Genomic DNA, 26,129 nt, shown 5'->3' with positions numbered 1-26,129 from the left:
CGCCGCGGGTGCCGGTCAGCCTCCGGTCGGGGTTCCGTGCAGCCGGACCGTGCTGAGGATCTTCATGATGGTCGCGGTGGGGACCTCCTCGCCCACGCCCTTGGCGCCGTAGAAGTTCCAGGACACGAAGTCCCCGGCGGAGTTCTTGAAGCCGAAGGAGAGCGCCTTGCCGTCGCTCGCGCACTTGCCCTTCTGGGGCGTGTTGTTCGACTGGGCCCAGGCGATGCTGCCCTCGATGCCCGACGTGGTCTTGTACGGCTTGGCCTTCTGGTCGAACGTCAGGCTCTTCTTGTCAGGCTGGGTGTAGCCGCCGTAGACCCACCAGCCCACGGTGTTCACGGCCACCTCGTTGGTGTCCTTGGCGCCGTCGGCGCCCTTGGTGCCCACCGCGGCGAGCGACGTGTCCTCCTCGCGGCCGTCCTTGTCGTCGTCGGACGTGCACCACTTGGACTTGTACTCGGCCACGCCGGACATGATGGTGAGCAGCTTGCCGTTCTTGTGGTCCTCGAAGCCGATGCTCACCCCGGCCGACTCGACCTCCCAGTCGGCCGGGACGTCGAAGGCGATGCCCCGCTTGGGGTTCACGACGACCTTCCAGCCGGGGATCGTCGGCTTCTCGGTCTCCGTGCCGCGCGGGTTCTCGTCCGAGCCCGAGTCCGACGCGCTCGGGTCGGCGGAGGCCGAAGCGCTGGGCGACGGGCTCGACTTGGCGTCGTCCGACCCGCCGTCGGCCTTGTCGTCCTTGTTCCCGCCGAGAACCAGGAAGCCGGTCACAGCGGCGGTCAGAGCCACGGCCGTGACGCAGAGGATCGCGATGAGCTTCGTCCGATTGCCGCCCCCGTCCGGCTCCTTGGGCGGCTGAGGGCCGCCCATCTCTGTGGGCGCACCCCACTGCGGTTGCTGGGCATACGGGTTGGGCTGCTGGTAGCCGGGCTGCTGATACGGATTCGGCTGTTGGTATCCCGGCTGCTGGTACGGGTTGTTCTGCGGGTTCTGCTCGCCCCCGGGCGGCTGCTGTCCTGGCCACATGGGCAGTAACCCTAGTGGCGCCGGGGACACGATTCGGTCACCGCCTTTTGTCAGGGACGTACCAGTGACGGGTGCGGATACCGGCCCGCCCGCCCTGGCCCGAATGGGCTACCGATGAGTAACATTCCGGCATGAGCGCAGAACAGATGCCGATCGGCGAGATGCTCGCCGCCACCGTGCCGATGGCCCGGACCCTGAACCTCGAGTTCCTCCAGACCACGCCGGAGAAGGCGGTGGTGGCCCTGCCGGACCAGGCCGACTACCACAACCACGTGGGCGGGCCGCACGCCGGCGCGATGTTCACGCTCGGGGAGTCCGCGAGCGGTGCCATCGTGCTGGCCGCGTTCGGCGACCAGCTCTCGCGTGCCGTGCCGCTCGCCGTACGGGCCGAGATCGCCTACCGGAAGCTCGCCATGGGGGCCGTCACCGCCACCGCGACCCTGGGCCGTCCGGCAGCCGACGTCGTCGCGGAACTGGACGCGGGACAGCGGCCGGAGTTCCCGGTGTCGATCGAGATCCGGCGCGCGGACGGGGCCGTCACGGGAGAGATGACGGTGGTCTGGACACTGCGGCCCAACGGCTGAGCGGCCGCCGTGCTCCAGGCGGCCGCGGAGCACCGTGGGGGACATCCGGCGAGCCGCCGGGGCGGCGGCGCCGGTCCGCCCGGTCGCGGACGGGAACGCCGTCGGGTCCGGGGGAGCCGCCCCGCCGGGCCGAACCGGTAGGCTTCCCAAGGGTGCGTCTTCGTGGCGCTCCGCAGCACATGGACGCGAAACGGGGAGGAACCGGCGGTGCACGTCCAGGAATGGCTCGACACGGTACCCGCGGCCGCCGTCTACGCCGTGGTCGGCCTGGTCATCGGTCTGGAGAGCCTGGGCATCCCGCTGCCCGGCGAGATCGTTCTGGTCTCCGCGGCCCTGCTGTCCTCCCAGCACGCGGGCATCAACCCGGTCGTCCTGGGCGTGTGCGCCACCGTCGGCGCGGTCGTCGGCGACTCCATCGGCTACGCCATCGGCCGCAGGGGCGGCAGGCCGCTGCTCGCCTGGCTGGGCAAGAAGTTCCCCAAGCACTTCAGCGAGGGGCACATCGCGACCGCCGAGCGCTCCTTCGAGAAGTGGGGCATGTGGGCGGTGTTCTTCGGCCGCTTCGTCGCCCTGCTGCGCATCTTCGCCGGCCCCCTGGCGGGCGTGCTGCACATGCCGTACTGGAGGTTCCTCGTCGCCAACGTGCTCGGCGGCATCTGCTGGGCGGGCGGCACCACGGCGGTCATCTACTACGTGGGTGTCGTGGCCGAGTCCTGGCTGAAGAAGTTCTCGTGGCTCGGCCTGGTGGCGGCCGTGCTCGTCGGACTCGTCTCGATGCTGGTGCTCAAGCGCAAGGCGAAGAAGGCGCAGGAGAGCGCGCAGCGCGAGACCGAGGAGCCGGAACCGGTTCCCGCAGGGGAGTAGCCGGGCAGTGGCCGGGCGCCCCCGAGGGGCGTGTCCTAGGAGTGCGCCTCGCGGTGCGCCTGCGCGAGCTGCGTGTACATCGTGCCGTTCAGGGTGATTCCCTGGCGCTCCTCCTGCGTCAGCTCCCGCCTGACCTTCGCTGGGACGCCCGCGACCAGCGACCCCGGCGGCACCCGCATGCCCTGCGGTACCAGTGCCTGCGCCGCCACCAGGGACCCCGCGCCGATCACCGCGCCGTTCAGCACGGTCGCCCCCATGCCGATCAGGCAGTCGTCCTCGACGGTCGCGCCGTGCACCACGGCGTTGTGCCCGATGGAGACGCGCTCGCCGACGCTGACCGGGAAGCCGGGGTCGGCGTGCAGCGTGCAGTTGTCCTGGACGTTGCTGCCCGCGCCGACGGCGATCCGCTCCACGTCGCCGCGCAGTACCGCGCCGTACCAGACGCTCGCGCCCGCGCCCAGCGCCACGTCACCGATCACCGTGGCCGTGGGCGCCAGGAACGTCCCCTCGGCCACCTGAGGCTCGCGGCCGCCGATGCCCGCGATCAGCGCCTTGTCCGTCATTCTCGTTCTCCCTTTCACCACTTGGGTCCGACGGCACCGTACGTCATCCGGTGGGGCGAAGATCACAGACGTCCGGCGCCATGGGCGTGGCCCGGGCTGAGTACGGTGAGCGGGTGCCCACGCGTAGGAACACGTTCTCATCATGGAGGCGCCGCCTCGCGCAGCGCGCCGTCCACGCGGGCTGGGCCTGGGTGCAGCGCACGGGGTCCGTCACGGCGGAGCGCCCCGGGCGCCTGCGCTTCGGCTCGATGGGAGCAGGTACCAGGCTGGCCTTCCCGCTCGGCACCGTCTTCGGTGAACCGTGGATCCACCTCGGCGCGCACTGCATCGTCGGCGAGCAGGTCACGCTGACCGCCGGTCTGATGCCCGACCTGGACCTCGGCCCGGAGCCGATCCTGCGCATCGGGGACGGGGTGGTGCTCGGCCGCGGCAGCCACGTCATCGCCGACACCACGGTCACCATCGGCAGCGACTGCTACTTCGGTCCGTACGTCTACGTCACCTCCACCAACCACTCCTACGACGACCCGCACCAGCCCGTCGGCAAGCAGTGGCCGCGGATGGAGCCGGTGGAGATCGGCCCCGGCTGCTGGATCGGTACCGGCGCGGTGATCCTGCCCGGGGCGCGGATCGGGCGGAACGTCGTGGTGGCGGCCGGTGCGGTGGTGCGCGGCGAGGTCCCCGACCACGCGGTGGTCGCGGGGGCGCCCGCCAGGGTCGTACGCCGCTGGACCGCCGCCGAGGGCTGGCAGCCGCCGCTGCGCACCCCGGCTCCGGTGCCGATACCGCAGGGCGTCACCCCGGAGCAGCTGCTGGCACTGGCGGAGCTGGACGAGGAGAGCGTTGCCCGGCTGGCCGAGTGGGACGAGGAGCCCGGTTCCCGGCTGGCCGGGCTGGAGACCGAGGGCGGCTGATCCGGTCCCTTTCGTCCTCCGGCCTCCCGGCTCAGCCTGTCGCCAGCAGCAGTGTTCCCACCAGCGCCAGACCCGCTCCGGTCGCCTGGACGGCCCGCAGCCGTTCGCTGAGGAAGCCGCGGGCGGCGAGCGCGGTCACCACCGGGTAGAGCGAGGCGAGGACGGCGGCCACCGTGACCGGGCCGTGCTGGGCGGCGACGCAGTACGTGCCGTTGGCCGCGACGTCCGCGAGGCCGACGAAGCCGAGCGCGGGCAGCGAGCCCCAGGGGAAGCCGGCCTCCGGCAGTACGGGCCCGCCGCGCCGTGCGGAAGCGTACAGCGCGGCGCCGCCCGCCGCCACGTTGGTCACGCGCTGCACGAAGAGCGCGAGGAACAGGCCGGTGACGGTGGTGGAGGCCTCGGCGATCAGCGCGAACACCGCGCCGAAGCCGAGGGCCGCGACCAGGGTCAGCCCGATCGCCCGCCGCTGCACGGCGGCGCCCCCGAGTCGCGGCCCGCCCGCGAGCACGACACCGGTGACGGCGACCGCGATGCCCGCGACCTGGAGCAGTGCCGGCCGCTCGCCCAGTACGAGGCCGACGGAGATCGGCACGGCCACGCCGAGCGAGGCCAGCGGCGAGATCACGCCCATCGGGCCGAGGGCGAGCGCCTTGTAGAAGGAGAGCATCGCGACCGGACCGACCAGGCCCGCGGCGAACGCGAACCACAACCGCGGTCCGGCCTCGCTCCAGCCGCCGGTGGCGACGACGATCACGCCGAGCACCGCCGCCGCGACGGACTGGGAGACCACGACGACCGTCAGCGCGGGCATGCGCCGGGTGAGCAGCCCGCCGCCGAAGTCGGCCAGACCCCACAGGAGGCTGGTGGCCAGGGCGAAGAATGCTGTCACGACGTGCCTCGCAGTACAGTTCGGTGAACGATCGGGTGCAACCCACCGTAGTTCAGCGTAGTAAACTCTGTCATCCAAAATATTGGACGGAATGTGTCGGACCTCGAACTGCTGACCCAGTCCCTGGCGCGCAACGTCAAACGCTGGCGTACCGAGCGGGGCTTCACCCTGGACGCGCTCGCCGCGCGCGCGGGAGTCAGCCGCGGCATGCTCATCCAGATCGAGCAGGCCCGCACCAACCCCAGCCTCGGCACGGTCGTCAAGATCGGTGACGCGCTCGGCGTCAGCATCACCACCCTGCTCGACTACGAGCAGGGCCCCAGGGTCCGCGTCGTCCCGGCCGACCAGGCCGTCCGCCTGTGGCACACCGACGCCGGCAGCTACAACCGGCTCCTGGCGGGTGCCGAGGCGCCCGGGCCGCTGGAGATGTGGGAGTGGCGCCTGATGCCCGGCGAGGGCAGCCCCTCCGATCCGCACCCCGCCGGCACCGTGGAACTGGTGCACGTCACCGCGGGGGAGCTGACGCTCACCGTCGACGCCGTGGAGTACCGCGTGCCGGCCGGTGCGAGCGCATCCTTCGAGGCCAACACCCCGCACACGTACGCCAACGACGGCGCCGAGCCGATGCACATGGTGATGGCCGTGTCGGTCCCGCCCGTGCACTGAGATGCCCCGCCGCACGGCCCGGCGCGGCTGTTAGCGTGCGGTCATGCGCGCACCCATCGGCAATTTCGACCAGGCCACCCCCGCCCCCGACTGTCTCGACGAGCTGACCCGCCCGGTCGCCGACGCCGTACGCCACTGGCACGGCGGTGTCCCGGCCGACCAGATCGTCTACGTCGAGACCGACCCGCAGTGGGCCGACACCGCCGTCTTCGTCGAGCACTACGGCCAGGACCTGCTCGAGACCTCCGCGAACTGCGTGGTCGTGGCGGGCCGGCGCGGCGGCGAGACCCGGCTGGCCGCCTGCCTGGTCCTGTCCACCACCCGCGTCGACGTCAACGGCGTCGTACGCCGCCAACTCGACGCACGCAAGGCCTCCTTCGCGTCCATGGAGGTGGCGACCGGGGAGACCGGCATGGAGTACGGCGGCATCACCCCCATCGGACTGCCCGACGGCTGGCCCCTCCTGATCGACTCCCGCGTCGTCGACCTGCCCTACGTCCTGGTCGGCAGCGGCCGCCGCCGCGGCAAGCTCCTGGTGCCGGGCAAGGCGTTCGCGCAACTGCCGGGCGCGGTGGTGCTGGACGGGCTCGGCGTCTGATCCCGTGCGCGGCGCTCAGAGCGGGGCGTGGTGCGCGAGGCGCAGGTGGGGGTCGGCCTCACCGGGGGCCGGGGCCGGGTCGGCGTGGACCAGGGCCGCGGTGAGGCCGGGTACGGCGTGGAGCAGGGCGTGCTCGGCCTCGACGGCGGTGGCGTGGGCCTGGCGCACCGTCGTCTCGCCGTCCACGACCACCGCGACCTCCGCGCGCAGCCGGTGGCCGATCCAGCGCAGCCGGAGTTCGCCGACCGCCCGCACGCCCGGCACCTCGCGCAGCGCCCGTTCGGCGCGGTCCACCAGGGCCGGGTCGACGGCGTCCATCATCCGCCGGAACACCTCGCGGGCCGCGTCGCGCAGCACCAGCGCGATGGCCGCCGTGATCGCCAGCCCCACGAGCGGGTCGGCGGCCCGCAGTCCCAGGGCCGAGCCGGCGGCGCCCAGCAGGACGGCCAGCGAAGTGAAACCGTCCGTGCGCGCGTGCAGCCCGTCGGCGACCAGCGCGGCCGAGCCGATGGCGCGGCCCACTCGGATCCGGTGGCGGGCCACCCACTCGTTGCCCGCGAACCCGACCAGGGCCGCCAGGGCGACCGCGGGCAGGTGCTCGACGGGGCGCGGATCGAGAAGCCGCTGGAAGGCCGTCCAGGCGGAGAAGGCGGCGGACGCGGTGATCGTCACCACGATCACCAGGCCCGCCAGGTCCTCGGCGCGTCCGTAGCCGTAGGTGAAGCGCCGGGTCGCCGCGCGGCGGCCCAGCACGAAGGCGATTCCCAGTGGTACGGCCGTCAGGGCGTCCGCCGTGTTGTGCACCGTGTCGCCGAGCAGCGCGACCGAACCGGACGCGACCACCACCACCGCCTGCGCGAGCGCCGTGGCGCCGAGCACGGCCAGCGAGACCCACAGCGCCCGCATGCCGCGGGCGGAGGACTCCAGCGCGCGGTCCAGCCGGTCGGCGGAGCCGTGGGAGTGGGGGGCGAGGAGGTGCGCGAGGCGGTGGCGCGGGGAGCGCCCCTGCTCGGGTCCGTGGTGATGCCGGTCGCTCACGTCGTTCTCCTTCCGGTGCGCGGAGGTGGACGCGCGGCGCCCACGACGCCATTATGTGCGTATGAGCGCACGCATGCACCTGTCATCTGCGCACGATGCGCACCCGCGCACTCCGGGCGAGGAGCAGTTGGCGCTCGCCGCCGAACTCCTCGCCCTGCTCGGCGACCGCACCCGGCTCGCCCTGCTGCACACGCTGACGTCCGGCGAGGCCGATGTCACCACGCTCACCGAGGCGTGCGGGGCGGCCCGTCCGGCGGTCAGCCAGCACCTGGCCCGGCTGCGGCTGGCCGGGCTGGTGAACACGCGCAAGGTGGGCCGCCGGGTCGTCTACTCCCTGCGCGACGGCCATCTGCGCCGGCTGGTCGGCGAGGCGCTGAACGTGGCCGACCACCGGCTCGGCGACCGGCCCCTCCACGACTGAGGGGCCGGTTTCCGGGTAGAGGCGGGAAAGGTCAGCCCAGACGGGGGATCTCGATGGCCGGGCAGCGGTCCATGACCATGTCGAGGCCCGCCGCACGGGTGCGCTCGAAGGCGGCCTCGTCGACCACCCCGAGCTGGAACCAGACGGCCTTCGCGCCCTTGGCGACCGCCTCGTCGGCGACCTGGCCGGCGAGATCGCTGTTGACGAACACGTCGACCACGTCCACGTCGAACGGGATGTCCGCGAGGGAGGGGTACCCCTGCTCGCCGTCCACCGTCTCCGCCTTCGGGTGGACCGGCACGACGCGCTTGCCGAAGCGCCGCAGCACCTCGGCGACGCCGTACGCGGCCCGGCCGCGGTTCGACGACAGGCCCACGACCGCCCAGGTGTCACCGTGTTCGGTCAGGATCTTCCGGATGGTCGCAGCGTCGCCGTACACCTGGGTCTCCTCGTCTCGGGAAGGGTTGCCGTCCGGGCAACGACGGGCGCCGCCCGGCGATTCCCGGACGGCGTGAGACCCGCCGCCTTGTCCGGAGCGCGCCGCCGGCCTGCGCGTGGCCGCCCGGAGGCCTACGCTCGGGCCGTGCTGCGCATCATCGACGCCCGAACCGGCGAGCCCGTGGACGCCGCCCCCGCCCGCCGCGGGCTGACCCGTGTCGAGGCGCACGCGTCGGGCCGCGACGCCTCGGGCCTGCGCGTGCTGCTGGTCGCCGACATCCTCGTGCGCGCCCTCGAACTGAGCGGCACGCCCGTGTGGTCGCTGCTGTCCGGCGGCCGGGAACAGGCGGATGAGCTGCGGGCGACGGCCGCCGCCCTCGGCATCCGGCCCTTCGAGGACGGCCGCGGCCTCGGCGCCGGCCCGGGCGAGGCGCAGGCCGTCCATGTGGCCGTCGAGGGCGCCGATACCGCGACCGGGGGCGTCCGCATCGCCGTCGCGCCCGTCGACGCGACCGTACCCGCCGTCACCGCGCGCGACGAGGACCCCGCCGCCTGGCGCCTGGCGCTGCTCACCCGCCGTCATACCCGGCCCGTGCGGCTGGACGAGGCCGCGCTGGGCGACGCCCGCCGGACGCTGGCGCGCTGGCGCGCGGCGGTCGCCGAGTGGGCGCGGCGGCCCTCCCGGCCGGTCCCCGAGGAGGTGCGCGGACGGCTGCGCGGCGCCTGGGAGGACGACCTGGACGTGCCCGCGGTCCTGCGGGTCCTGGAGTGGGTCGGGACCGATCCGGACCTGGCGGACGGCGCGCGCTTCGAGACGTACGCCTACGCGGACCGGCTGCTCGGCCTCGACCTCACACGCGACCTGGGGCGGACGCCGTGATCGCCCGCGCGGGAGCCGGCCCGCTGCGCCGCCTGGTGGTCCTGCGGCACGCCAAGTCCGCCTGGCCCGAGGGTGTCGCCGACCACGACCGCCCGCTCGCGCCCCGCGGCCGCCGGGACGCGCCCGCAGCGGGCCGCGCGCTCGCCGAGGCCGACTGCCTTCCGGACCTCGCGCTGTGCTCCACCGCGCTGCGCGCCCGGCAGACCTGGGAACTGGCCTCCGCCCAGTGGGGCACCCCGCCGCCGGTGCGCCACGACCGCCGGCTGTACGCCGCCGAGGCCCCCGGCCTGCTCGCCGCCGTGCGCGAGGCGCCGCCCGACGTCGGGACGCTGCTGCTGCTCGGCCACAACCCGGGCCTGGAGGAACTGGTCCTGGACCTCGCCGGGGACGGTCTGGACGACACGCTGGACCGGCTCCGGACGAAGTTCCCGACCTCCGCCGTCGCCGTCCTGTCCTGGTACGGCCCCGGCTGGCCGTCCCTCTCCCCGGGCGCGGCCCTCCTGACCGACCTGATCGTGCCGAGGGGCAAGAAGAAGCGGCGGTAAGGGCGCGCGTGCCCAGCGGCCGGCCTTCCTCCGGCAGCCGGAGCGAACCCTCGTGCGGCACCCGCGTGGACGACGCATAGGCTGGACCGATGCAGGACGAGTACCGCACAGTCGCACGCGCGGGCGTGCACGAGACCGAGGTCAACCGCTCGCGCTTCCTGTGCGCTCTCGCCCCCGCGGCCACCGAGCGCGAGGCCCAGGACTTCGTCGCCGCCGTCCGCAAGGAGCACGCCGACGCCACGCACAACTGCTGGGCGTACGTCATCGGCGCCGACGCCGGGATCCAGAAGGCGAGCGACGACGGCGAGCCGGGCGGTACCGCGGGCGTCCCCATGCTCCAGATGCTGCTGCGCCGCGACATGCGGTACGTCGTCGCCGTCGTCACCCGTTACTACGGCGGCGTCAAGCTCGGCGCGGGCGGGCTCATCCGGGCCTACGGCGGAGCCGTCGGCGAGGCCCTGGACACGCTCGGGACCCGCACCCGCCGCAGGTTCCGCCTCGCCACCGTGACCGTGGACCACCAGCGGGCCGGCAAGGTGCAGAACGACCTCAGGGCCACCGGGCGCGAGGTGCGGGACGTGCGCTACGGCGAGGCCGTCACCATCGAGATCGGCCTGCCGGACGCCGACGTGGATGCCTTCCGGGGGTGGCTCGCGGACGTCACGGCCGGGACCGCCGGGTTCGAACTGGGCGGCGAGGCCTACGGAGATGCGTGACACATCGGGCGTATCGCGCCGATCGGCCTGCCCGGCGCCCTGCATGACGGCCGATACGGGATTAACCGCCCGTGATGTCAGACCCGGCCGTTAGTCTTCGGGGATCATGAGGCTGCTGCACACTTCCGACTGGCATCTGGGCCGGGCGTTCCACCGCGTGAACATGCTCGACGCCCAGGCCGAGTTCATCGGCCACCTCGTCACGACCGTGCGTGAGCGCGATGTCGACGCGGTGGTCGTGTCGGGAGACGTGTACGACCGCGCGGTGCCCCCGCTGGCCGCGGTCGAGCTCTTCGACGACGCCCTGCACCGGCTCGCCGACCTCGGCGTGCCCACGGTGATGATCTCCGGGAACCACGACTCGGCCCGCCGTCTCGGCGTCGGCGCGGGGCTGATCGACCGCGCGGGCATCCACCTGCGCACCGAGCCGTCGGCGTGCGGGACCCCGGTGGTCCTCGCGGACGCGCACGGCGAGGTGGCCTTCTACGGGCTGCCCTACCTCGAACCGGCCCTGGTCAAGGACGAGTTCGGGGTCGACAGCGCCGGCCACGAGGCGGTGCTCGCCGCCGCCATGGACCGGGTCCGCGCCGACCTCGCCACCCGCGCGCGCGGCACCCGTTCCGTCGTCCTCGCGCACGCCTTCGTCACCGGCGGTGAGCCCAGCGACAGCGAACGGGACATCACAGTCGGCGGGGTCGCCGCCGTCCCCGCGGGCGTCTTCGCCGGCGTGGACTACGCCGCGCTCGGTCATCTGCACGGCTGCCAGGCCATCACCGAGCGTGTGCGCTACTCCGGCTCCCCGCTGCCGTACTCCTTCTCCGAGGCCGCCCACCGCAAGAGCATGTGGCTCGTCGACCTGGACGCCGACGGCTTCGCCGGCGCCGAGCGGATCGACTGCCCGGTCCCGCGCGCGCTGGCCCGGCTCCGGGGCACGCTGGAGGACCTGCTCGCCGATCCGGACCTCGCCCGCCACCGTGAGGCGTGGGTCGAGGCGACGCTCACCGACCCGGTCCGACCCGCCGAACCCATGGCCCGCCTCACCGAGCGCTTCCCGCACACCCTCAGTCTCGTCTTCGAGCCCGAACGCGCCCCCGGCGAACCGGGCGTGTCCTACGCCCGCCGGCTGGCCGGCCGCAGCGACCAGCAGATCGCGGAGGACTTCGTGGCCCACGTGCGCGGCACCGCACCCGACGAGCACGAACGGACCGTGCTGCGCGAGACGTTCGACGCGGTGCGCGCGGACGAGGCGGTACGGGAGGTGGCGCGGTGAGGCTGCACCGGCTCGACATCACCGCCTTCGGCCCCTTCGGCGGCTCGCAGACGGTCGACTTCGACGCGCTGTCGGCCGCCGGGCTGTTCCTGCTGCACGGACCCACCGGCGCCGGCAAGACCTCCGTGCTGGACGCCGTGTGCTACGCGCTGTACGGCGCGGTCCCCGGCGCCCGGCAGAGCGGGCAGGGCACGACCCTGCGCAGCGACCACGCCGCCGCGGGCACCCGCACCCAGGTCACCCTTGATTTCACCGTCGCCGGACGCCGGCTGGAGGTCACCCGCCTGCCGCCCTGGGAGCGCCCCAAGAAGCGCGGCACGGGCACGACGCTCGACAAGGCCCAGAGCCTGCTGCGCGAGTACGACGCGACGACCGGTGCCTGGAAGGACCTCAGCCGCTCCCACCAGGAGACAGGCGAGGAGATCACACAATTGCTCGGGATGAGCCGCGAGCAGTTCTGCCAGGTCGTGCTGCTGCCGCAGGGCGACTTCGCACGGTTTCTGCGCGCCGACGCCGAGGCCCGGGGCAAGCTGCTCGGCCGGCTGTTCGACACGTACCGTTTCGCCGAGGTGGAGAAGCGTCTGGCCGAGCGCAGGCGCGCCACCGAGGCCAGGGTGCGCGAGGGCGACGCCGCGCTGCTGGCCGACGCGCACCGCATGCAGCAGGCGGCGGGCGACGCCATGGAGCTGCCGGAACTCGCGCCGGGCGAGCCCGGTCTGGCACAGGCCGTCCTGACCGCGGCCGCCGTCGCCCGCTCCACCGGGCGCGAGCAACTGACCGTCGCCCGCTGCCGGCTCACGGCCGCCGAGTCCGCCCACGCCGCCGCCGCGGCGGCACTGCACCGGGTACGCGAAGTGGCCCGGTTGCAACGGCGGTACGCCGAGGCGCGGGAGCGCGCCGAGCGCCTGGCAGAGCGGGCCGGCGCCCACCGGGAGGCGCAGGCCCGGATGGAGCGGGGGCGCAAGGCCGAGACGGTGGCACCGGCGCTGGAGCTGCGCGAGGCCGCCGACGCCGAGCACCGCCGTGCGGCCGCCGCCGAGGGACGCGCGCGTGCGGTGCTCCCGGCGGAGTTCGCCGACGCCGGCGCCGCCGGACTGGCCGCGGCCGCGCGCCGCGCCGCCGAGGAGCTGGGCGGACTGGAGTCGGCCCGCCGCGCCGAGCGGCGCCTGGCCGACGTCGTCGCCGAGCGCGCCGCGGCGGACCGGCAGGAGCGCGCCGACGACGACGTGCTGCAGGAGGCCGAGGCCTGGCTCGCCGGATGGGAGACGGCCCGGTCGGCGCTGCAGACACGCATCGACGCCGCCCAGGAGGCCGCCGCCCGGGCCGAGCGGCTCGCCCTGCGGCTGGAACCCGCGCGACAGCGGCTCGCCGCCGCGCGGGTGCGCGACGGACTGGCCGCGCGCACCGAAGAGGCGCGGCGGCGGGCTCTCGCCTCCGCCGAAGCCGCCGCACGCGCCAAGGAGCACTGGCTGGACCTGAAGGAGCAGCGCCTGAACGGCATCGCTGCCGAACTGGCCGTGAGTCTCACCGACGGAGAGCCCTGCGCCGTCTGCGGCGCCACCGAACACCCCGCACCCGCGCGCAAGGTCGCCGGGCACGTCGACCGCGAGGCGGAGGAGCGCGCGCTCGGCGATCACCAGGCCGCCGAGGAACAGCGCGCGCGGGACGAGCGCCGCCTCGGCGCCGTACGCGAGGAACTGGCCGCCGCCACCGCCGAGGCGGGCGACACCACCACGGCGCGACTCGCCGAGGAGGCCGGGGAACTGGAGGCCGAGCTGGCCCGGGCCCGCCGGGACGCCTCCGCCCTGCACGCGGATCAGCAGGAGCTGCTCCGCGCCGAGCAGGAGCGCGAGCGGCGGCTGACCGACCGCCGGCAGGCCGAACTCCGGGCGACGTCCCGGCTGGCCCTGCGGGAGAGCCTGGACCGCGAGAAGGCCGCCCTGGAGGCCGAGTTGGCCCAAGCCAGGGGAGCCGCCGAGACCGTCGCCGCACGCGCCGCCCAACTGGAGCGGCGGGCGGCGCTGCTCACCGAGGCCGCCGACGCCGCACGCGCCGCCGAGGACAGCGCCGAGCGGCTCAAGGACGCCGACGGACGGCTCGCCGAGGCCGCTTTCCGGGCGGGCTTCGACACTCCCGAGGCCGCGTCCGCCGCCCTCCTCGACGACGCCGCCCACCGCGAGCTGCAACGGCGCCTGGACGCCTGGCACACGGAGGAGGCCGCCGTGCGCGCGGTCCTCGCCGAGGCCGACACCGCGGACGCGGCCCGGCAGCCGTCCGCCGACCTCACCGCCGCGGAGGCCGCCGAGGCAGCCGCGGACCGGCGGCTGCGGGAGGCCGCCTCCGCGCGGGACGCCGCCGACCGCCGCTGCGCCGAGCTCGACCGGCTCTCCGCGCACGCGGCGACCGGCATACGCCGGCTGGCGCCGCTGCGCGAGGAGTACGACCGTGTGGCCCGCCTCGCCGCCCTCGCCGCGGGCACCTCGGCCGACAACGAGCGCAGGATGCGCCTGGAGTCCTACGTCCTCGCGGCCCGCCTGGAACAGGTGGCCGCCGCCGCGACCGTGCGCCTGCGACGCATGTCGTCCGGCCGCTACACCCTCGTCCACTCCGACGACCGGGCCGGGCGCGGCCGCAGCGGTCTCGGACTGCACGTCGTCGACGCCTGGACCGGCCGCGAACGGGACACGGCGACCCTGTCGGGCGGCGAGACGTTCTTCGCCTCGCTCGCCCTCGCCCTCGGTCTCGCGGACGTCGTCACGGACGAGGCCGGAGGGGTGCGCCTGGACACGCTCTTCATCGACGAGGGCTTCGGCAGCCTCGACGACCAGACCCTGGACGAGGTCCTCGACGTGCTCGACTCCCTGCGCGAACGCGACCGCAGCGTGGGGATCGTCAGCCACGTCGCCGACCTGCGGCGGCGCGTCCACGCCCAACTCGAGGTCGTCAAGGGCAGATCGGGGTCTGCCGTACGGCTGCGCGGGGCGGGCTGAGCGGGCCGGAGCGGCGGTTCGGGGCCGCCGGGGCGGCGCTCGCACGCGCGACCGGCGGGGGGGGAGACACCGGATCGGCGGGGGCGGCCGGAGACCGGCCGCCCCCGGTGGCTCACAGCTGCGAGAGCTCGTCCACCAGGTCGTCCAGGCCCAGCGAACCCTGCGACAGGGCCGCCATGTGCCAGGCCTTCGCGTCGAACGCGGCACCGTGGCGCTGCCTGGCCTTCTCCCGGCCCAGCAGCCAGGCCCGCTCGCCCAGCTTGTAGCCGATCGCCTGGCCGGGCATCGACAGATAGCGGATCAGCTCGCTCGCCACGAAGTCCCTCGGACGGCTGCTGTGCGCGCCGAAGAACTCCCGTGCCAGCTCCGGCGTCCAGCGCTCACCCGGGTGGAACGGCGAGTCCGCCGGAATCTCCAGCTCCAGGTGCATGCCGATGTCGATGATGACGCGGACCGCGCGCATCATCTGCGCGTCCAGATAGCCGAGCCGCCGCTCCGGGTCGGTGAGGAAGCCGAGTTCGTCCATCAGACGCTCCGCGTACAGCGCCCAGCCCTCGGCGTTGGCGCTGACCCCGCCGACGGTGGCCTGGTAGCGCGAGAGGTCGTCGGCCACGTGCACCCACTGGGCGAGCTGCAGATGGTGGCCGGGGACGCCCTCGTGGTACCAGGTCGAGACCAGGTCGTAGACCGGGAAGCGGGTCTGCCCCATGGTCGGCAGCCAGGTCCGCCCCGGCCGGGAGAAGTCGGCGGACGGCGGCGTGTAGTAGGGGGCCGCGGCGCCTCCGGGCGGCGCGATGCACGACTCCACCTTCCGCACCCGCTCGGCAAGTTCGAAGTGGGTGCCGTCGAGCGCCTCGATCGCCTCGTCCATCAGGTCCTGCAACCACTGGCGGACCTCGTCGACGCCCTCGATGTGCGTGCCGTGCTCGTCGAGGTGCGCGAGGGCCACCCACGGGCTCTCGGCGCCGGGAAGGACCTTCTCGGCCTCCTGCTTCATCTCGCCGAGCAGGCGGTGGAACTCCGACCAGCCGTACGCGTACGCCTCGTCGAGGTCCAGGTCCGTGCCGTTGAAGTAGCGCGAGAAGCGGGCGTAGCGCTCGCGGCCGACCGTGTCCGGGGCGTCGCCGATCGTCGGCGCGTACACGTCGCGCATCCAGTCCCGCAGTTCGACGACGGCCGCGGTCGCCGCGCGGGCGGCCTTGTCCAGCTCCGCGCGCAGGGACTCGGGGCCCTCGGAGGCGAAGTCCTCGAACCAGCCGCGGCCCTTGCCGTCGGTGTCCGACCACTCGGTGAGCTGTTCGATGAAGATCGCCGCCGGCTGCGGGCCGCCGTACAGCCCTCGGTCCAGACCGAGGGCGAGGGACTCGCGGTAGCCGCGCAGCGCGGCCGGCACGGCCCGCAGACGCTCGGCGATCGCGGCCCAGTCCTCGTCGGTGGCGCTGGGGGTGATCGTGAACACCTCGCGCACCGAGTGCACCGGGCTGTGGATGTTGCTCACCGTGCGCAGGCCTTCGTCGGCCTCGTGCACCGCGAGTTCCGCGGTCAGGCGCTCACGCAGCAGGCGGGCGCACCGGCGCTCGATGTCACTGTCCGCGCCGGGCCGCCGCTCGGCCTCCTCCAGCCGGGCGAGGGTGGTCCGCGCGAGGTCCGCGAGCGCCTGCTGTCCGGCGGGCGAGGTGTCGGGCAGCCTGCTCGAACTCTCCTTCACTCCGAGATAGGTACCGGTGATCGGGTCGAGGGCGATGAGTTCGTCGACGTAGGCGTCGGCGACCTGACGGGGCAGCGGGCTCTTGGTCTGTGACATGCCGACCATCCTCGTATGGAGGGGCGGCTCGCGTCAGCCCGCTTTCCCTGGCAGCGGGCCGTGTTCAGTCCGATTTCGCCGAGGGCGTGCCCGGCTGCGCGCCGGGCGGCAGCAGGGGGCCGCAGTCCCACTGCTGGAAGATCAGCCGGGTCTCGACCCGGGCCACTTCCCGCCGGGCCGTGAACTCGTCCAGGACCAGGCGCTGGAGATCGGCCATGTCCGCGACCGCGACATGGACCAGGTAGTCGTCCGGACCGGTCAGATGGAACACGGTCAGCGACTCCGGCAGCGCCCGGATCCGCTCCACGAACGGCCCCACCAGCTCCCGCCGGTGCGGCCTGACCTGCACCGACAGCAGCGCCTGAAGACCCCTGCCCAGCTTGGCGGGGTCGAGCCGCAGCCGGTGGCCGAGAATGAGCCCCGAGCGGCGCAGCCGGGTCACCCGGTCCAGGCAGGTCGACGGCGCGACCCCGACCTGCGCGGCGAGGTCGCGGTAGGTGGTCCGGGCGTCGTTCTGCAACAGCCTCAGCAGATGCAGATCCACCGGATCCAGTACGACGGATTCGGCCATGTGGCGAACGTAGCACGGCCCTCGGCCCGGTGATCCCGGCCGCTGTTCACCCTTCGGTCATGGACACGCCCTTGGACTCCGCGAGCACGCCCGCGTACGACGACGTGCGCCCCGCACCCAGAGCACTGGCCACCGAGGCGGTGCACGCCGGCCGTGACGACCTCGCCCGGCAGGGACTGCACGCCCCGCCGATCGATCTGTCCACCACCTACCCCTCCTACGACAGCCGTGCCGAGGCCGCTCGCATCGACGCCTTCGCCACCGACGGCGCCGGACTCGACGGCACCCCGGTCTACGGACGGCTCGGCAACCCCACCGTCGCCCGCTTCGAGACCGCTCTGGCCCGGCTGGAGGGCACCGAGGCCGCGGTGGCGTTCGCCAGCGGCATGGCCGCACTGAGCGCGGTGCTCCTCGTCCGGTCCGCCATGGGCCTGCGGCACGTCGTCGCGGTGCGCCCGCTCTACGGCTGCAGCGACCACCTGCTCACCGCCGGGCTGCTCGGCACCGAGGTGACCTGGACCGACCCGGCCGGGATCACCGACGCGCTGCGCCCGGACACCGGTCTGGTGATCGTCGAGTCCCCGGCCAACCCGACGCTGACCGAGGTGGACCTGCGGGCCGTCGCCCACGCCTGCGGCTCCGTCCCGCTCCTCGTCGACAACACCTTCGCCACCCCCGTGCTGCAGCGCCCGGCGGAGCAGGGCGCGCGCCTGGTGCTGCACAGCGCCACCAAGTACCTGGGCGGCCACGGTGACGTGATGGCCGGTGTGGTGGCCTGCGACGAGGAACTCGCCGGACGGCTGCGGCAGGTGCGGTTCGCCACCGGCGGGGTGCTGCACCCGCTCGCCGGCTATCTGCTGCTGCGCGGGCTGTCCACGCTTCCGGTCCGGGTTCGGGCCGCCTCCGCCACCGCGGCGGAACTGGCCGCCCGCCTCGCGGACGACCCGCGCGTCGCCCGGGTGCACTACCCGTCCATCGGCGGTGCGATGGTCGCCTTCGAGGTGCACGGCGACCCGCACGCCGTCATCGGCGGCGTCGGCCTGATCACGCCTGCCGTGAGCCTGGGCAGCGTCGACACGCTGATCCAGCACCCGGCGTCCATCAGCCACCGCATCGTCGACGCGGACGACCGGCGGGGCGCCGGGGTCGGCGACCGGCTGCTGCGGATGTCGGTGGGCCTGGAGGACGTCGAGGACCTGTGGGCCGACCTGGACCGCGCGCTGGGGGCGCGGCCGGGACAGCCGCGAGTGAAGGGGCTGCACCAGGCGATGAGCTGAGCGGAGCCCGGAGGGCGCGCGGCCGGACTGTGCCGGGCCGCGCACCCTCCGGGGCCGCTGCTCAGTCCCGCGGGTGGGACCCCTCGTACCGCGCCTGCTCGGCGTCGTACGGCAGCCGGGAGGCCACCGGCGTCGCGTCCAGCCGGGCCGTGATGACCAGGGTGCCCTCCTCGATCTGGAAGTCGAGCGGCAGGCCGAGGCCCCGCATGGCGGCGACCATGCCGGTGTTGGACGCCTGCGTCACGGCGTACACGCTCGCGCAGCCCGCCTCGACGGCCATCGCCACCAGCCGGCCCAGCAGTTCGCCGCCGATGCCGCGGCGCTGCCAGGCGTCCTCGACGAGCAGCGCGACCTCCGTCTCGTCGCCGTCCCACAGCAGATGGCCGAGGCCGACGATCCGCCCGGAGGCGGTCCGTGCGGCCAGCGTACGGCCGAACCGCGGGCTCAGCAGGTGGTCGAGGTAGCGGTCGGCGTCGCCGGCCTGCCCGTGGTAGCGCAGGCCGAGGGTGCGTGCCGAGCAGCGCGCGTGCATCGCCCTGGCCGCCGCGAGGTCGGCGGCGTCGGCCCTGCGCACGGTGATCGCGTCGCCCTCGGGCAGGGTCAGCACGTCCTGGCCGCGCGGAATGCGCGGTCCGAGCCGGGTGTCCAGCTCCACCAGGGCGCGTGCCCGCGCGAACTCGGTGGGCGTGAAGGGCAGGTACGGCCGCTCCACAGTGATCGTCCCGCTCTCCGGTGCCCGCAGCCGCATCACCGTGTCCTCGAGCATCCCTTCGGTCGGCACTTCCGTCGAGTCCCCGGCCGCTGCCGCCCGGTCCGGCAGTGAACGGATGGTGCATCGTCCCAGCAACTGCCGGAGCGCCAGCGGGAGTTCCGCCGCGTCGAGCGCCGTGCGCGCGGCCAGGCCCAGGACCCGTGTCGGCGCGTCCACCAGGTCGTGCGCGTCGGCCCGTTCGATCCACGTGTCGGCGCCGCCGGCCAGTGCGACCGCCCGGGTGATGCCGGACGCCTCGAGCCCGCCGGGAGCGCGCAGCAGGAACTCGTCCACCGTGCCCTCGGCCAGCGGATGCGTCTGCAGGCTCAGGATGTCCACCTGCTGGGCGGCCAGCGCCGCGCAGAGCGCGGCCAGCGAACCGGGCGCGTCCCGCACGGTCGTCCGCATCCGCCACAGCGCGCTGTCGCCCGGCGCCGCTTCGTCCGCCGCGGGGCCGGCGGCGGTCGGCCCGGCCTGCCGGGCGGCGAGCGGCCGGGCGCCGGTATCGTCCGCGGGCGGTGCGTGGCCGTGGCGCCGTGCCCACCAGGTGTGGAAGACCGCCGTGGCCACCAGGGCGAACGCCGAGATCACCAGCAGGGCCGGGCCGTCGGGGCTGTGACCGATCAGGTTCGCCACCCCGTCGGCCACGGCGACGGCCGTGAAGAGCGCGGCAAGTTCGACCAGGTCCCGCCGCCAGTGATGCGCCCGGCGACCGCGCTTCGCCCACGGCGTGTTCGACACTTCTCGAGTCATACGACCACTGTGGCGGAACGGTGTTGCGTGATCGCGAACGCGCTGTGACCGATGAGTAAAGCGATATTCGCACCTTTCGTAGTCGTTTCTCGTGGTTCTTTCCCGCGGTTGTTCTGTGCGGTTGTTTCCAGAGGGGTGCCGGGCGGGCGCCGGGTCGATCCAGTGCTCACGCCCCGCGGGCGGGCACGCCACCCCATCAGCGGTCTGGCCTCCCGGCCACCAGCGGGGGCACGGCCTGACCCGAGAAGTCAGTACTTCCGGCGGCCAAAGTGCTCACCTTCTGGCGGCTACGGAACCGAGCATTCCCCGGCACCGCACCTCCCATTAGGCGGCCACCTCCGGGGCCAGCGTGCCGCGCAGCCGGCGGGCCTCCGCGACCAGGCGTGACGAGCCGCGCCGGTCCGCCGCCTGCGCCAGGTGCTGCAGGTCGCCCCGCGCACCCGACCGCTCGGCACACTCGGCCGCCACGGCCAGCAGATCACCGAGCCCCCGGACCGCACCGGCCGGTTCGTCGGCGGCGAGGTCGCAGAGCAGCGGTGGCAGTGCGTGGCCGAGCAGACCCCACACGGTGGCGTATGCCCCCGTGGCCGCGGCCGTGCGCAGTGACTCCGCCAGCCGCAGCGGCTTCACCGCACCCTGCCGCACCAGCTGCCCGAGGTCGGTGCCGAGGCGGGAGACGTCCAGCTGTCCGCGCGCGGCCAGGACGAGCAGCGCGTCCACGGCGGCCAGCCGGTCCTCCTGGTGCCGGGCCCCCAGTCCGTAGGCCACGCACAGGTGCGTCGCCTCGCCCGCCTCACCACCGGACTCGGCGAGCAGCGGAAGGACGGAGGCCGCGCCCCGGCTGTCGTCCACGGCCACGGCGGACAGGTCCGGCAGGATCCGCACGGCCACCAGTTCGCGCAGTTCGGGCAGTACGGCCAGCCAGTGGGGCCGCGGGGAGCCGCTCCAGTGGGTGCAGTACCGGCTTTTCGCGAAGGCGCTCGGCCTGCCCAGTGCGCGGAAGGCGTCCGGGAAGTCCTCATACAGCTCGGGAAGTTCACCGGACTCCGCCAGTATCTGCGAACCCGAGGTGCGGCGCCGGATCGCCGGCAGCACGGGAGCGCCGGCGGTCAGCCGGCGGGCGAGTCGCCTTCCTTCCGCCGTGCCCAGGGCCGCCGCCCGCTCCGCGGCGGCCGCTGCCGCCGGACGGTCCCCGCGCCGCACCCGCAGCAGCGCCTGCGTGAAGTCGGCCGCCGACGCGCGCGCCCCCATACGCCGGTACGCGTCGAGTCGCTCCACCAGCTCGTCCGGCTCCAGCAGGCCCGTGCTCCAGGTGGGCGTCGAGAGCAGGAACGGCAGCGGATCCGTGCGGATCCGGTACGCCACCTCCCACAGGCGGGCGTCGAAGGCCCGGGAGAGCGCGCCGTGCACGCAGGTCCGGTCCGGCGCCCCGGGCCGGATCGCGGCGTGCAGCGTGGCGGTGCTCAGCTTTCCCCGCAGCGTGATGAGCACCAGGTCCAGCCCCGCGGACGCGTCGAAGCCGCCTCGGGCGTCGCCGAATTGATGCTCGAGCCGTAGGCCGTGGAACCGGTCGGCGCCGTCCCACCATTGGCGGGAGATCACCGGTTCCAGCGCCTGGAGGAGGGCATCCCGGTCACGGTGGGCGTGGCGCACCAGCCCGTCCAGGGCGCGTTCAAAACCGGTCACGTCGGTGTCGGACGCCAGTGCGGCCCCCACCTCCTCGGCGAGCTCGACGACCGAGGCCGCCGCGGGTGCGAGACGCGCCGGCTCGGGAACCGGCGGGAACACCTCCTCGTACGCCGGGGCCGCCTCCGCCGGTGCCGCGCCCAGCGACCCGACCGCCTGGGCCCGCAAGGAGGGAATCAACTGCTCCGCCGCCAGGGCGAGTTCGGCGCGCACCTCGGCGGAGCGGACCTTCTTCACGTGCCGCTGGGTGAGCTTGAGCGCCCGCTCCTGCACACCGGCGTCCTCGTGCCCGAAGGTCTGCGCGACGGCGGGCAGCAACTCGTCCGCCGCCGCGGCGTCCCGGGCGAGCACCTTGCCCAGCAGCACGAGCTGCGCCCGCACCAGCTTGCGCTCCGGCCGGAACAGCACCGCACCGGACACCTGGGTCAGATGGCGATGCGTCAGTTGACCGTCCACGGCCAGCGCGCCCAGCACCGACTGGGCGTGCGAAGCCACCGGAGACACGGCGTCCGAGGCCAGCGCCACCCAGTCGGCCACCCGCTCCCGCTGTTCCTCACGCGTGAGCGCCAGGGACGTCAGAACACGCAGGAACGCCCGGTGGTCGGCGTTCGTGCCGCCCCGCAGCAGGCGGGCCACGCAGGCGTCGACCGTGGCCCTCCGGTCGAGCGGGCCCTCCGCGGTGAGCCGTGCGAGGGCGCCGTGCCAGCCGGCGGCGCCTTCGTCGGCCGCCCATTCCAGCAGGCCGCCGATGTCGTTCACCTCGAAGAGCGCGGTCACGAGCGGTACGAGGTGCGGGTCCGTGCGCAGCCGCTCCAGCAGGGTGTTGCCGCGCCTCCAGTCGCCGCCGACCTGCTGCACCCAGCCCCGCACATAGGCGTCGGTCGTCGGCACCGGGCAGCCAGCCAGGCGCACCAGGGCGGACATCAGCTCGTAGGGCACCCGCGCGGTGGCGGGCCGCTGGGCGAGCCGGTTCGCCAGATCGGCGAGCCAGCCGGTCTCCCGGTCGGCGAGGACGCGGAGCAGCACCGCGGGGGAGACCCCCGGCCAGCGCATGTCGGCGGCCGCGATCCAGCTCGCCACGCCGGCCGCGCCGGTCTGGCACGCGACCCCGGCCACGTACAGCGCCGGATACGCACGGCGGGACGCCTCGTTCCAGCGCGCCGCTCTGAGTTCCTTGCGCAGCGCCTTCAACTCCGGGAAGTACGCCCGGCGTTCGTCGTTGGTCATGGCGTCCAGCAGACCGATCACCTCGGCCGTCCGCCCGGCCCGCACCGCCTCCGTCAGCGATGTCATCGCGCACCCCCGTCGACTCGTGCCACGTCCTGCTCCACCACGGCGGCGCCCCGCCGCGCCATCCGCACCGCCAGCGCGTGCCTGCACGGCCCGCGCCCACCCCGGTACTTCGCCCACCACCGGCAACTGCAACTGAGCACGCCCTTCTCCTCGCGCACCCGGTGCGCGTGGCCGTCCTCGGCCGTCACTGTCGCCAGGGTGCCGTCGAGGGCGACCGCTCCCGCCGCGACGAGCGCACGGGCGGCCCGCAGGCGCGGGTTGTGCCGCTCGGCGCGATCCGCGTCGTAGGGCAGCTCCCGGTGGAAGTACGCCGCCTCCGCGGTGTCGTATCCGACCCGGCCCGAGGTGCCGAGCCGGACCAGCGCCGCGCGGACCCGCTCCGGGGTGAGCCCGGAGGAGGCGGCGAGGTCTGCGACGTCGACGCGCGGCTCCCAGGCCAGCAGCACCGCGATCAGCTCCGCGTCCTCTGCGGCCTCGTCGCCGGCGAGCGCGTCCAGCACACCGCCCTCGCCGGAGAACCCGCGCGAGGCGTCGGGCGACAGCGTCAGCGTGAGCCGCATGCCCGGCAGGACCGCCTCCCAGGCGCTGGCCGTGGCGGCGGCGCCCGTGACCGCCGGGCCGTACACGCGCAGGGCGGCCGCATGCCTCAGCACCCGCTGGAGCGCGGCAAGCCGCTCAGGCCCGGGCAGGCAGACCGCGCCCGGCACGGGCCGGGTGGTCGGCCGCAGGGCACGACCTGCCGGAACCACCCACCGCGGACCGCCCGCGGCACCCCGCGGCCCGCTCCGCGGCAGCGACCGCAGGAACCGTACGGCCTCGGCCGCCGGCAACTCGGCCCGCAGATCGAAGCCGGCGGCTATGACCTGGGCCTCCGCGAACCCGCGCAGCCACCGGTCCGGCAGCGGCACCTTCTTCTCCACCACGGGTCCGTCCAGGGTCGTCACGGCCAGCTCCTCCGGAGGGGCGCGCCGGTACCGGCGCAGCTGCCGGTCGTGCTGCGCCCCCGTGGTGGTGGCGGTCGTCGTTCCCGTCCTCGAGGGTCGCCCTGGGGTCGGGGCGTTGGGCCCGGCCGGACACCGGCGGCGCTCAGCGGCTGCCGTCCAGGATGACGCGCGCGACCAGTGCCGGATCGTCGTTCATCGGGACGTGCCCGCAGCCGGGCAGGCGCACGAGGCGGGCTCGGGGGATGATCTGCTTGGCGCGCACCCCCTGGCGGCGCACCAGCAGCCGGTCCTTGGTGCCCCAGGCCACGGTGACGGGGATGCCCGGCAGGACGTCGGTGAACCGGACGCCGACGCCCGCCCGGAGGGTCTCCTCGAATCCGTCCGCCCGTGCCAGGGCGAGCGTCTCGGCCACCACGGCCTCGGGCGAACGGCGGGCGGGACGGGCGTAGATGGTGCTGGTCAGGACGGCGCGGCCGGCCGCCGTCCGTGAAAGCCGCTCGACCAGCGGCAGCGGCATCCGCTGGGCGAGCGTGCGCATCGTCCGCAGCACGCCGAAGGCGTAACGCCGCTCGGCCTGTGTCCAGAACCCCGCCGGGGCCAGGGCGGTGACGGACCGTACGAGCTTCTCGCGGCCCAGTTCCAGGGCCAGCAGGCCGCCCAGGGAGTTGCCCGCCACATGGGGCCGTTCCATCTCCAGTGCCTCGCACAGGGCACCCAGCACCACGTTCATCGTGGGCAGGTCGTGCCGGAGCCCTTGGGGCAGCGCGGGGGAGGCCCCGAAGCCCGGCAGGTCCACGGTGATCACCTCGCGTTCGGCCGCGAGCAGGTGGACCACAGGGTCCCAGGCCTGGCGGTGGTGCCCGATGCCGTGCAGCAGGAGAAGCGGCTCGCCGCCGCCCACACGCGCGTAGGAGAGGGTCACGGTCCGCGGGCCGTGCGCGGAGGGCACCTCGAAGGAGACGGTGGCGGACATGGGCGGCTCCTCGTGGGGACTCGCCGACGAATGACGGTAGACAGTCTGTCAGCAATTGCTACCGACAGGTAGCCCCCGATCCCGAGGGATCGCGCCGGCCCCGAGATCCACATGTGGATTCCGATCAGCGATGTCGTTGTCCAAGTGATTTGTCATCAACTTGTCGTTCACGGGGCCCTCGTCCAGGGTCGGCCGTACGCGAACGACCAACGGCACCTCGGTTCGAGAACCACGCTTTCGCTTGTCGCGCGCTCCCAGCGGGCCACGCCGACCCGCTCAGCAGTGCTGCGCCGGGTCGAGGACCGGCTGACCGGACGACGTCTCCTGGCGCAACCGGGCGCCAGCCACACGCGGCCGAGGCCGCCGCCGCACTTATCACGCGCTCACCCCGGAAGGGCGCCGAGCCGCGGAGCACGAACTCGAGCAACGCTCGACGCAGCTCACATCGCTTCCGGCCGCAGCGGCAGGGCAAGAAATCGGTCGAGGCCGGGACTGACTCCTACCGCCTCTCCAGCACCCGAGCCCGCGCCGAACAGCACGCCACTCCGACTCCTGCCGCCGCGCACGGGCGGAATAAGCCACGGCCAGCTGACCCCACCCCGCCATGAGGGTTGCGGGCGACGGCGAAGCGCCGCCCGCAACCAGTGACCACAGCGCCCCAATCGGTCAGAGGACACCTCCGTTGGCACGAATGTTCTGGCCCGTCAACCACCGCCCGTCCGGCCCCGCGAGGAAGGCGACGACGTCCGCCACGTCCTCGGGCCGGCCGAGGCGCCCGAGCGAGGTCATTCCGATGGCCATCGCCAACTTCTCCGGCTCGTTGGCCGCTCTCAGAAGATCGGTGTCCGTGGCACCGGGCGATACGGCATTGACCGTGATGCCCCGTGCGCCCAGCTCACGTGAAGCTACCAAGGTCAGCTGTTCGAGGGCGCCCTTGCTGGCTGCGTAGGGGGCGTTGCCGGGGGCGGGGAAAGCGGTGTTGAGGGTGGAGATGTTCACGATCCGCCCGCCGTCGCGCATGTGCCGCGCCGCATAACGCACCGTGAGGAAAACTGACTTTGCGTTCACGGCCATCACTCTGTCGAACACAGCCTCCTCCGTCTGCGCGATGGGCACGACTTCGGTATGCGTGGCCGCGTTGTTGACCAGAATGTCCAGGCCACCGAGCTGATGTTCGGCAGTAGCCAACAACTCCTCGGCCGCGTGAGGCTCCGCCAGATCCAGCTGGACCGCGATGACCTTCCCGCCCGCCTGCTCAGCCTGCCGCACGACCTCATCCGCAGCATCCCGGTTTTGCGCGTAGTTGAAGACCACAGTCGCCCCGTCCCGCGCGAGCCGCAGCACGATAGCCCGGCCGATCCCCCGCGAGCCTCCGGTAACGACAGCCGTCTTGCCCGTGAGCACCGCCATGATCTCTCCCCGCCTTGATGTCCCGTCTGTTGGGAACACCCATACCCACCGAGCGGCGTCGAAAGAGCGAACCACTCCACGGTCCGCGCTCCGCTCGGGCGGACCAATCCACGACGTGGCCAGGGGAAAACGACAGATCGGCTGGACGAACCCACCGACAGACCGGCTGGACACCCACCCAAAGCCCCTGGGCGTCACGGTCCCGGCCGACAGGTCACATCGGAACCTACCCCACACGCGGCTCCGCGGTCGCGGCGCCCCT

Annotated in this window: 23 protein-coding genes and 1 pseudogene; 12 read left to right on the top strand and 12 right to left on the bottom strand. The window is 73.9% G+C overall.

Going from position 1 to position 26,129, the window contains the following annotated elements:
• Window positions 1-15: 15 nt before the first annotated feature.
• The gene (locus ACFY4A_RS21245; RefSeq protein ID WP_390830929.1) at window positions 16-1,029 is read right to left on the bottom strand and encodes a hypothetical protein; all 1,014 of its coding nucleotides are present in this window, start codon (window positions 1,027-1,029) and stop codon (window positions 16-18) included.
• A 146-nt stretch (window positions 1,030-1,175) separates the two neighbouring features.
• Here ACFY4A_RS21245 and ACFY4A_RS21240 point away from each other — a divergent pair, with 146 nt between their 5' ends.
• Both ACFY4A_RS21240 and ACFY4A_RS21235 read left to right on the top strand, forming a co-directional pair.
• The gene (locus ACFY4A_RS21240) at window positions 1,176-1,613 is read left to right on the top strand and encodes a DUF4442 domain-containing protein (protein ID WP_390830962.1); all 438 of its coding nucleotides are present in this window, start codon (window positions 1,176-1,178) and stop codon (window positions 1,611-1,613) included.
• A gap of 207 nt (window positions 1,614-1,820) precedes the next feature.
• Window positions 1,821-2,477 (top strand): DedA family protein, encoded by a 657-nt coding sequence (locus ACFY4A_RS21235; protein WP_390830928.1) that lies wholly within the window; start codon window positions 1,821-1,823, stop codon window positions 2,475-2,477.
• A gap of 35 nt (window positions 2,478-2,512) precedes the next feature.
• Here ACFY4A_RS21235 and ACFY4A_RS21230 read toward each other — a convergent pair whose 3' ends face one another.
• Window positions 2,513-3,040 carry a gamma carbonic anhydrase family protein gene (locus tag ACFY4A_RS21230; protein ID WP_390830927.1) on the bottom strand — a complete coding sequence of 176 codons (528 nt, stop codon included), beginning with the start codon at window positions 3,038-3,040 and terminating at the stop codon, window positions 2,513-2,515.
• Window positions 3,041-3,120: 80 nt separating this feature from the next.
• Here ACFY4A_RS21230 and ACFY4A_RS21225 point away from each other — a divergent pair, with 80 nt between their 5' ends.
• The gene (locus ACFY4A_RS21225) at window positions 3,121-3,954 is read left to right on the top strand and encodes an acyltransferase (RefSeq protein ID WP_390830961.1); all 834 of its coding nucleotides are present in this window, start codon (window positions 3,121-3,123) and stop codon (window positions 3,952-3,954) included.
• A 31-nt stretch (window positions 3,955-3,985) separates the two neighbouring features.
• Here the strand turns inward: ACFY4A_RS21225 and ACFY4A_RS21220 are convergent, their stop codons facing one another.
• A complete protein-coding gene (locus ACFY4A_RS21220) occupies window positions 3,986-4,843 on the bottom strand; it encodes a DMT family transporter (protein ID WP_390830926.1) in 858 nt (285 codons plus the stop codon).
• A gap of 93 nt (window positions 4,844-4,936) precedes the next feature.
• Between ACFY4A_RS21220 and ACFY4A_RS21215 the strand changes: the two genes are divergently transcribed.
• A complete protein-coding gene (locus ACFY4A_RS21215) occupies window positions 4,937-5,509 on the top strand; it encodes a helix-turn-helix domain-containing protein (RefSeq protein WP_390830925.1) in 573 nt (190 codons plus the stop codon).
• 43 nt (window positions 5,510-5,552) lie between these two features.
• A complete protein-coding gene (locus ACFY4A_RS21210; RefSeq protein ID WP_390830924.1) occupies window positions 5,553-6,107 on the top strand; it encodes a YbaK/EbsC family protein in 555 nt (184 codons plus the stop codon).
• 15 nt (window positions 6,108-6,122) lie between these two features.
• Here the strand turns inward: ACFY4A_RS21210 and ACFY4A_RS21205 are convergent, their stop codons facing one another.
• Entirely contained in the window at window positions 6,123-7,145 is a 1,023-nt protein-coding gene (locus ACFY4A_RS21205) for a cation diffusion facilitator family transporter (protein ID WP_390830923.1), read from the bottom strand.
• Window positions 7,146-7,206: 61 nt separating this feature from the next.
• Between ACFY4A_RS21205 and ACFY4A_RS21200 the strand changes: the two genes are divergently transcribed.
• Window positions 7,207-7,566 carry an ArsR/SmtB family transcription factor gene (locus tag ACFY4A_RS21200; protein WP_390830922.1) on the top strand — a complete coding sequence of 120 codons (360 nt, stop codon included), beginning with the start codon at window positions 7,207-7,209 and terminating at the stop codon, window positions 7,564-7,566.
• Between the two features lie 31 nt (window positions 7,567-7,597).
• Here the strand turns inward: ACFY4A_RS21200 and ACFY4A_RS21195 are convergent, their stop codons facing one another.
• The gene (locus ACFY4A_RS21195) at window positions 7,598-8,005 is read right to left on the bottom strand and encodes a CoA-binding protein (RefSeq protein ID WP_390830921.1); all 408 of its coding nucleotides are present in this window, start codon (window positions 8,003-8,005) and stop codon (window positions 7,598-7,600) included.
• A gap of 144 nt (window positions 8,006-8,149) precedes the next feature.
• Between ACFY4A_RS21195 and ACFY4A_RS21190 the strand changes: the two genes are divergently transcribed.
• The 5 genes from ACFY4A_RS21190 to ACFY4A_RS21170 all read left to right on the top strand — a co-directional run bounded on the left by ACFY4A_RS21190 (window position 8,150) and on the right by ACFY4A_RS21170 (window position 14,405).
• Window positions 8,150-8,884 (top strand): hypothetical protein, encoded by a 735-nt coding sequence (locus ACFY4A_RS21190; RefSeq protein ID WP_390830920.1) that lies wholly within the window; start codon window positions 8,150-8,152, stop codon window positions 8,882-8,884.
• Complete coding sequence (locus ACFY4A_RS21185; RefSeq protein WP_390830919.1) at window positions 8,881-9,429, top strand: SixA phosphatase family protein; 549 nt, start codon at window positions 8,881-8,883, stop codon at window positions 9,427-9,429. Before ACFY4A_RS21190 ends, ACFY4A_RS21185 begins: the two co-directional genes overlap by 4 nt.
• Window positions 9,430-9,518: 89 nt before the next feature.
• Window positions 9,519-10,145, top strand: a complete 627-nt coding sequence (locus ACFY4A_RS21180; RefSeq protein ID WP_390830918.1) for a YigZ family protein — start codon at window positions 9,519-9,521, stop codon at window positions 10,143-10,145.
• A 106-nt stretch (window positions 10,146-10,251) separates the two neighbouring features.
• Entirely contained in the window at window positions 10,252-11,415 is a 1,164-nt protein-coding gene (locus ACFY4A_RS21175) for an exonuclease SbcCD subunit D (RefSeq protein WP_390830917.1), read from the top strand.
• Window positions 11,412-14,405 carry an AAA family ATPase gene (locus tag ACFY4A_RS21170; RefSeq protein WP_390830916.1) on the top strand — a complete coding sequence of 998 codons (2,994 nt, stop codon included), beginning with the start codon at window positions 11,412-11,414 and terminating at the stop codon, window positions 14,403-14,405. Before ACFY4A_RS21175 ends, ACFY4A_RS21170 begins: the two co-directional genes overlap by 4 nt.
• Before the next feature lie 112 nt (window positions 14,406-14,517).
• On the opposite strand, the gene ACFY4A_RS21165 is transcribed toward ACFY4A_RS21170, so the two are convergent.
• Together ACFY4A_RS21165 and ACFY4A_RS21160 are read right to left on the bottom strand one after the other, a co-directional pair.
• Window positions 14,518-16,209: a DUF885 domain-containing protein gene (locus ACFY4A_RS21165; protein ID WP_390830915.1), complete on the bottom strand. Its 1,692-nt coding sequence runs from the start codon at window positions 16,207-16,209 to the stop codon at window positions 14,518-14,520.
• Window positions 16,210-16,273: 64 nt separating this feature from the next.
• A complete protein-coding gene (locus ACFY4A_RS21160; protein WP_141363100.1) occupies window positions 16,274-16,780 on the bottom strand; it encodes an Lrp/AsnC family transcriptional regulator in 507 nt (168 codons plus the stop codon).
• 59 nt (window positions 16,781-16,839) lie between these two features.
• On the opposite strand from ACFY4A_RS21160, the gene ACFY4A_RS21155 reads away from it, so the two are divergent.
• On the top strand, window positions 16,840-18,057 hold the full coding sequence (locus ACFY4A_RS21155) for a trans-sulfuration enzyme family protein (protein ID WP_390830914.1): 1,218 nt from the start codon (window positions 16,840-16,842) through the stop codon (window positions 18,055-18,057).
• A gap of 61 nt (window positions 18,058-18,118) precedes the next feature.
• Here ACFY4A_RS21155 and ACFY4A_RS21150 read toward each other — a convergent pair whose 3' ends face one another.
• From ACFY4A_RS21150 to ACFY4A_RS21130, 5 genes and pseudogenes are all read right to left on the bottom strand, one after another.
• The gene (locus ACFY4A_RS21150) at window positions 18,119-19,561 is read right to left on the bottom strand and encodes a GNAT family N-acetyltransferase (protein ID WP_390830913.1); all 1,443 of its coding nucleotides are present in this window, start codon (window positions 19,559-19,561) and stop codon (window positions 18,119-18,121) included.
• Window positions 19,562-19,885: 324 nt separating this feature from the next.
• Window positions 19,886-22,540, bottom strand: coding sequence for a DUF6493 family protein (locus tag ACFY4A_RS21145; RefSeq protein WP_390830912.1), 2,655 nt, complete (start codon window positions 22,538-22,540; stop codon window positions 19,886-19,888).
• A pseudogene (locus ACFY4A_RS21140) lies at window positions 22,537-23,508 on the bottom strand (SWIM zinc finger family protein); the annotation flags it as partial. The pseudogene ACFY4A_RS21140 and the gene ACFY4A_RS21145, both read right to left, overlap by 4 nt.
• A gap of 118 nt (window positions 23,509-23,626) precedes the next feature.
• Window positions 23,627-24,457 carry an alpha/beta fold hydrolase gene (locus tag ACFY4A_RS21135; protein ID WP_390830911.1) on the bottom strand — a complete coding sequence of 277 codons (831 nt, stop codon included), beginning with the start codon at window positions 24,455-24,457 and terminating at the stop codon, window positions 23,627-23,629.
• Between the two features lie 666 nt (window positions 24,458-25,123).
• The gene (locus ACFY4A_RS21130) at window positions 25,124-25,867 is read right to left on the bottom strand and encodes a glucose 1-dehydrogenase (protein WP_390830910.1); all 744 of its coding nucleotides are present in this window, start codon (window positions 25,865-25,867) and stop codon (window positions 25,124-25,126) included.
• Window positions 25,868-26,129 lie beyond the last annotated feature (262 nt).

The sequence above is a fragment of the Streptomyces sp. NPDC001292 genome (genome assembly GCF_042896465.1).
In the GTDB taxonomy this organism is placed as follows: domain Bacteria; phylum Actinomycetota; class Actinomycetes; order Streptomycetales; family Streptomycetaceae; genus Streptomyces.
Note: the sequence above shows the minus strand (reverse complement) of the source record. Positions and strands in the feature narration are given on the sequence as shown.

Coding starts and splice junctions, on each gene's coding strand:
- ACFY4A_RS21245 (WP_390830929.1), bottom strand. CDS start 1,029: ATGTGGCCAGGACAGCAGCCGCCCGGGGGCGAGCAGAACCCGCAGAAC.
- ACFY4A_RS21240 (WP_390830962.1), top strand. CDS start 1,176: ATGCCGATCGGCGAGATGCTCGCCGCCACCGTGCCGATGGCCCGGACC.
- ACFY4A_RS21230 (WP_390830927.1), bottom strand. CDS start 3,040: ATGACGGACAAGGCGCTGATCGCGGGCATCGGCGGCCGCGAGCCTCAG.
- ACFY4A_RS21225 (WP_390830961.1), top strand. CDS start 3,121: ATGGGCGTGGCCCGGGCTGAGTACGGTGAGCGGGTGCCCACGCGTAGG.
- ACFY4A_RS21210 (WP_390830924.1), top strand. CDS start 5,553: ATGCGCGCACCCATCGGCAATTTCGACCAGGCCACCCCCGCCCCCGAC.
- ACFY4A_RS21200 (WP_390830922.1), top strand. CDS start 7,207: ATGAGCGCACGCATGCACCTGTCATCTGCGCACGATGCGCACCCGCGC.
- ACFY4A_RS21180 (WP_390830918.1), top strand. CDS start 9,519: ATGCAGGACGAGTACCGCACAGTCGCACGCGCGGGCGTGCACGAGACC.
- ACFY4A_RS21175 (WP_390830917.1), top strand. CDS start 10,252: ATGAGGCTGCTGCACACTTCCGACTGGCATCTGGGCCGGGCGTTCCAC.
- ACFY4A_RS21165 (WP_390830915.1), bottom strand. CDS start 16,209: ATGTCACAGACCAAGAGCCCGCTGCCCCGTCAGGTCGCCGACGCCTAC.
- ACFY4A_RS21160 (WP_141363100.1), bottom strand. CDS start 16,780: ATGGCCGAATCCGTCGTACTGGATCCGGTGGATCTGCATCTGCTGAGG.
- ACFY4A_RS21155 (WP_390830914.1), top strand. CDS start 16,840: ATGGACACGCCCTTGGACTCCGCGAGCACGCCCGCGTACGACGACGTG.
- ACFY4A_RS21150 (WP_390830913.1), bottom strand. CDS start 19,561: ATGACTCGAGAAGTGTCGAACACGCCGTGGGCGAAGCGCGGTCGCCGG.
- ACFY4A_RS21145 (WP_390830912.1), bottom strand. CDS start 22,540: ATGACATCGCTGACGGAGGCGGTGCGGGCCGGGCGGACGGCCGAGGTG.
- ACFY4A_RS21135 (WP_390830911.1), bottom strand. CDS start 24,457: ATGTCCGCCACCGTCTCCTTCGAGGTGCCCTCCGCGCACGGCCCGCGG.
- ACFY4A_RS21130 (WP_390830910.1), bottom strand. CDS start 25,867: ATGGCGGTGCTCACGGGCAAGACGGCTGTCGTTACCGGAGGCTCGCGG.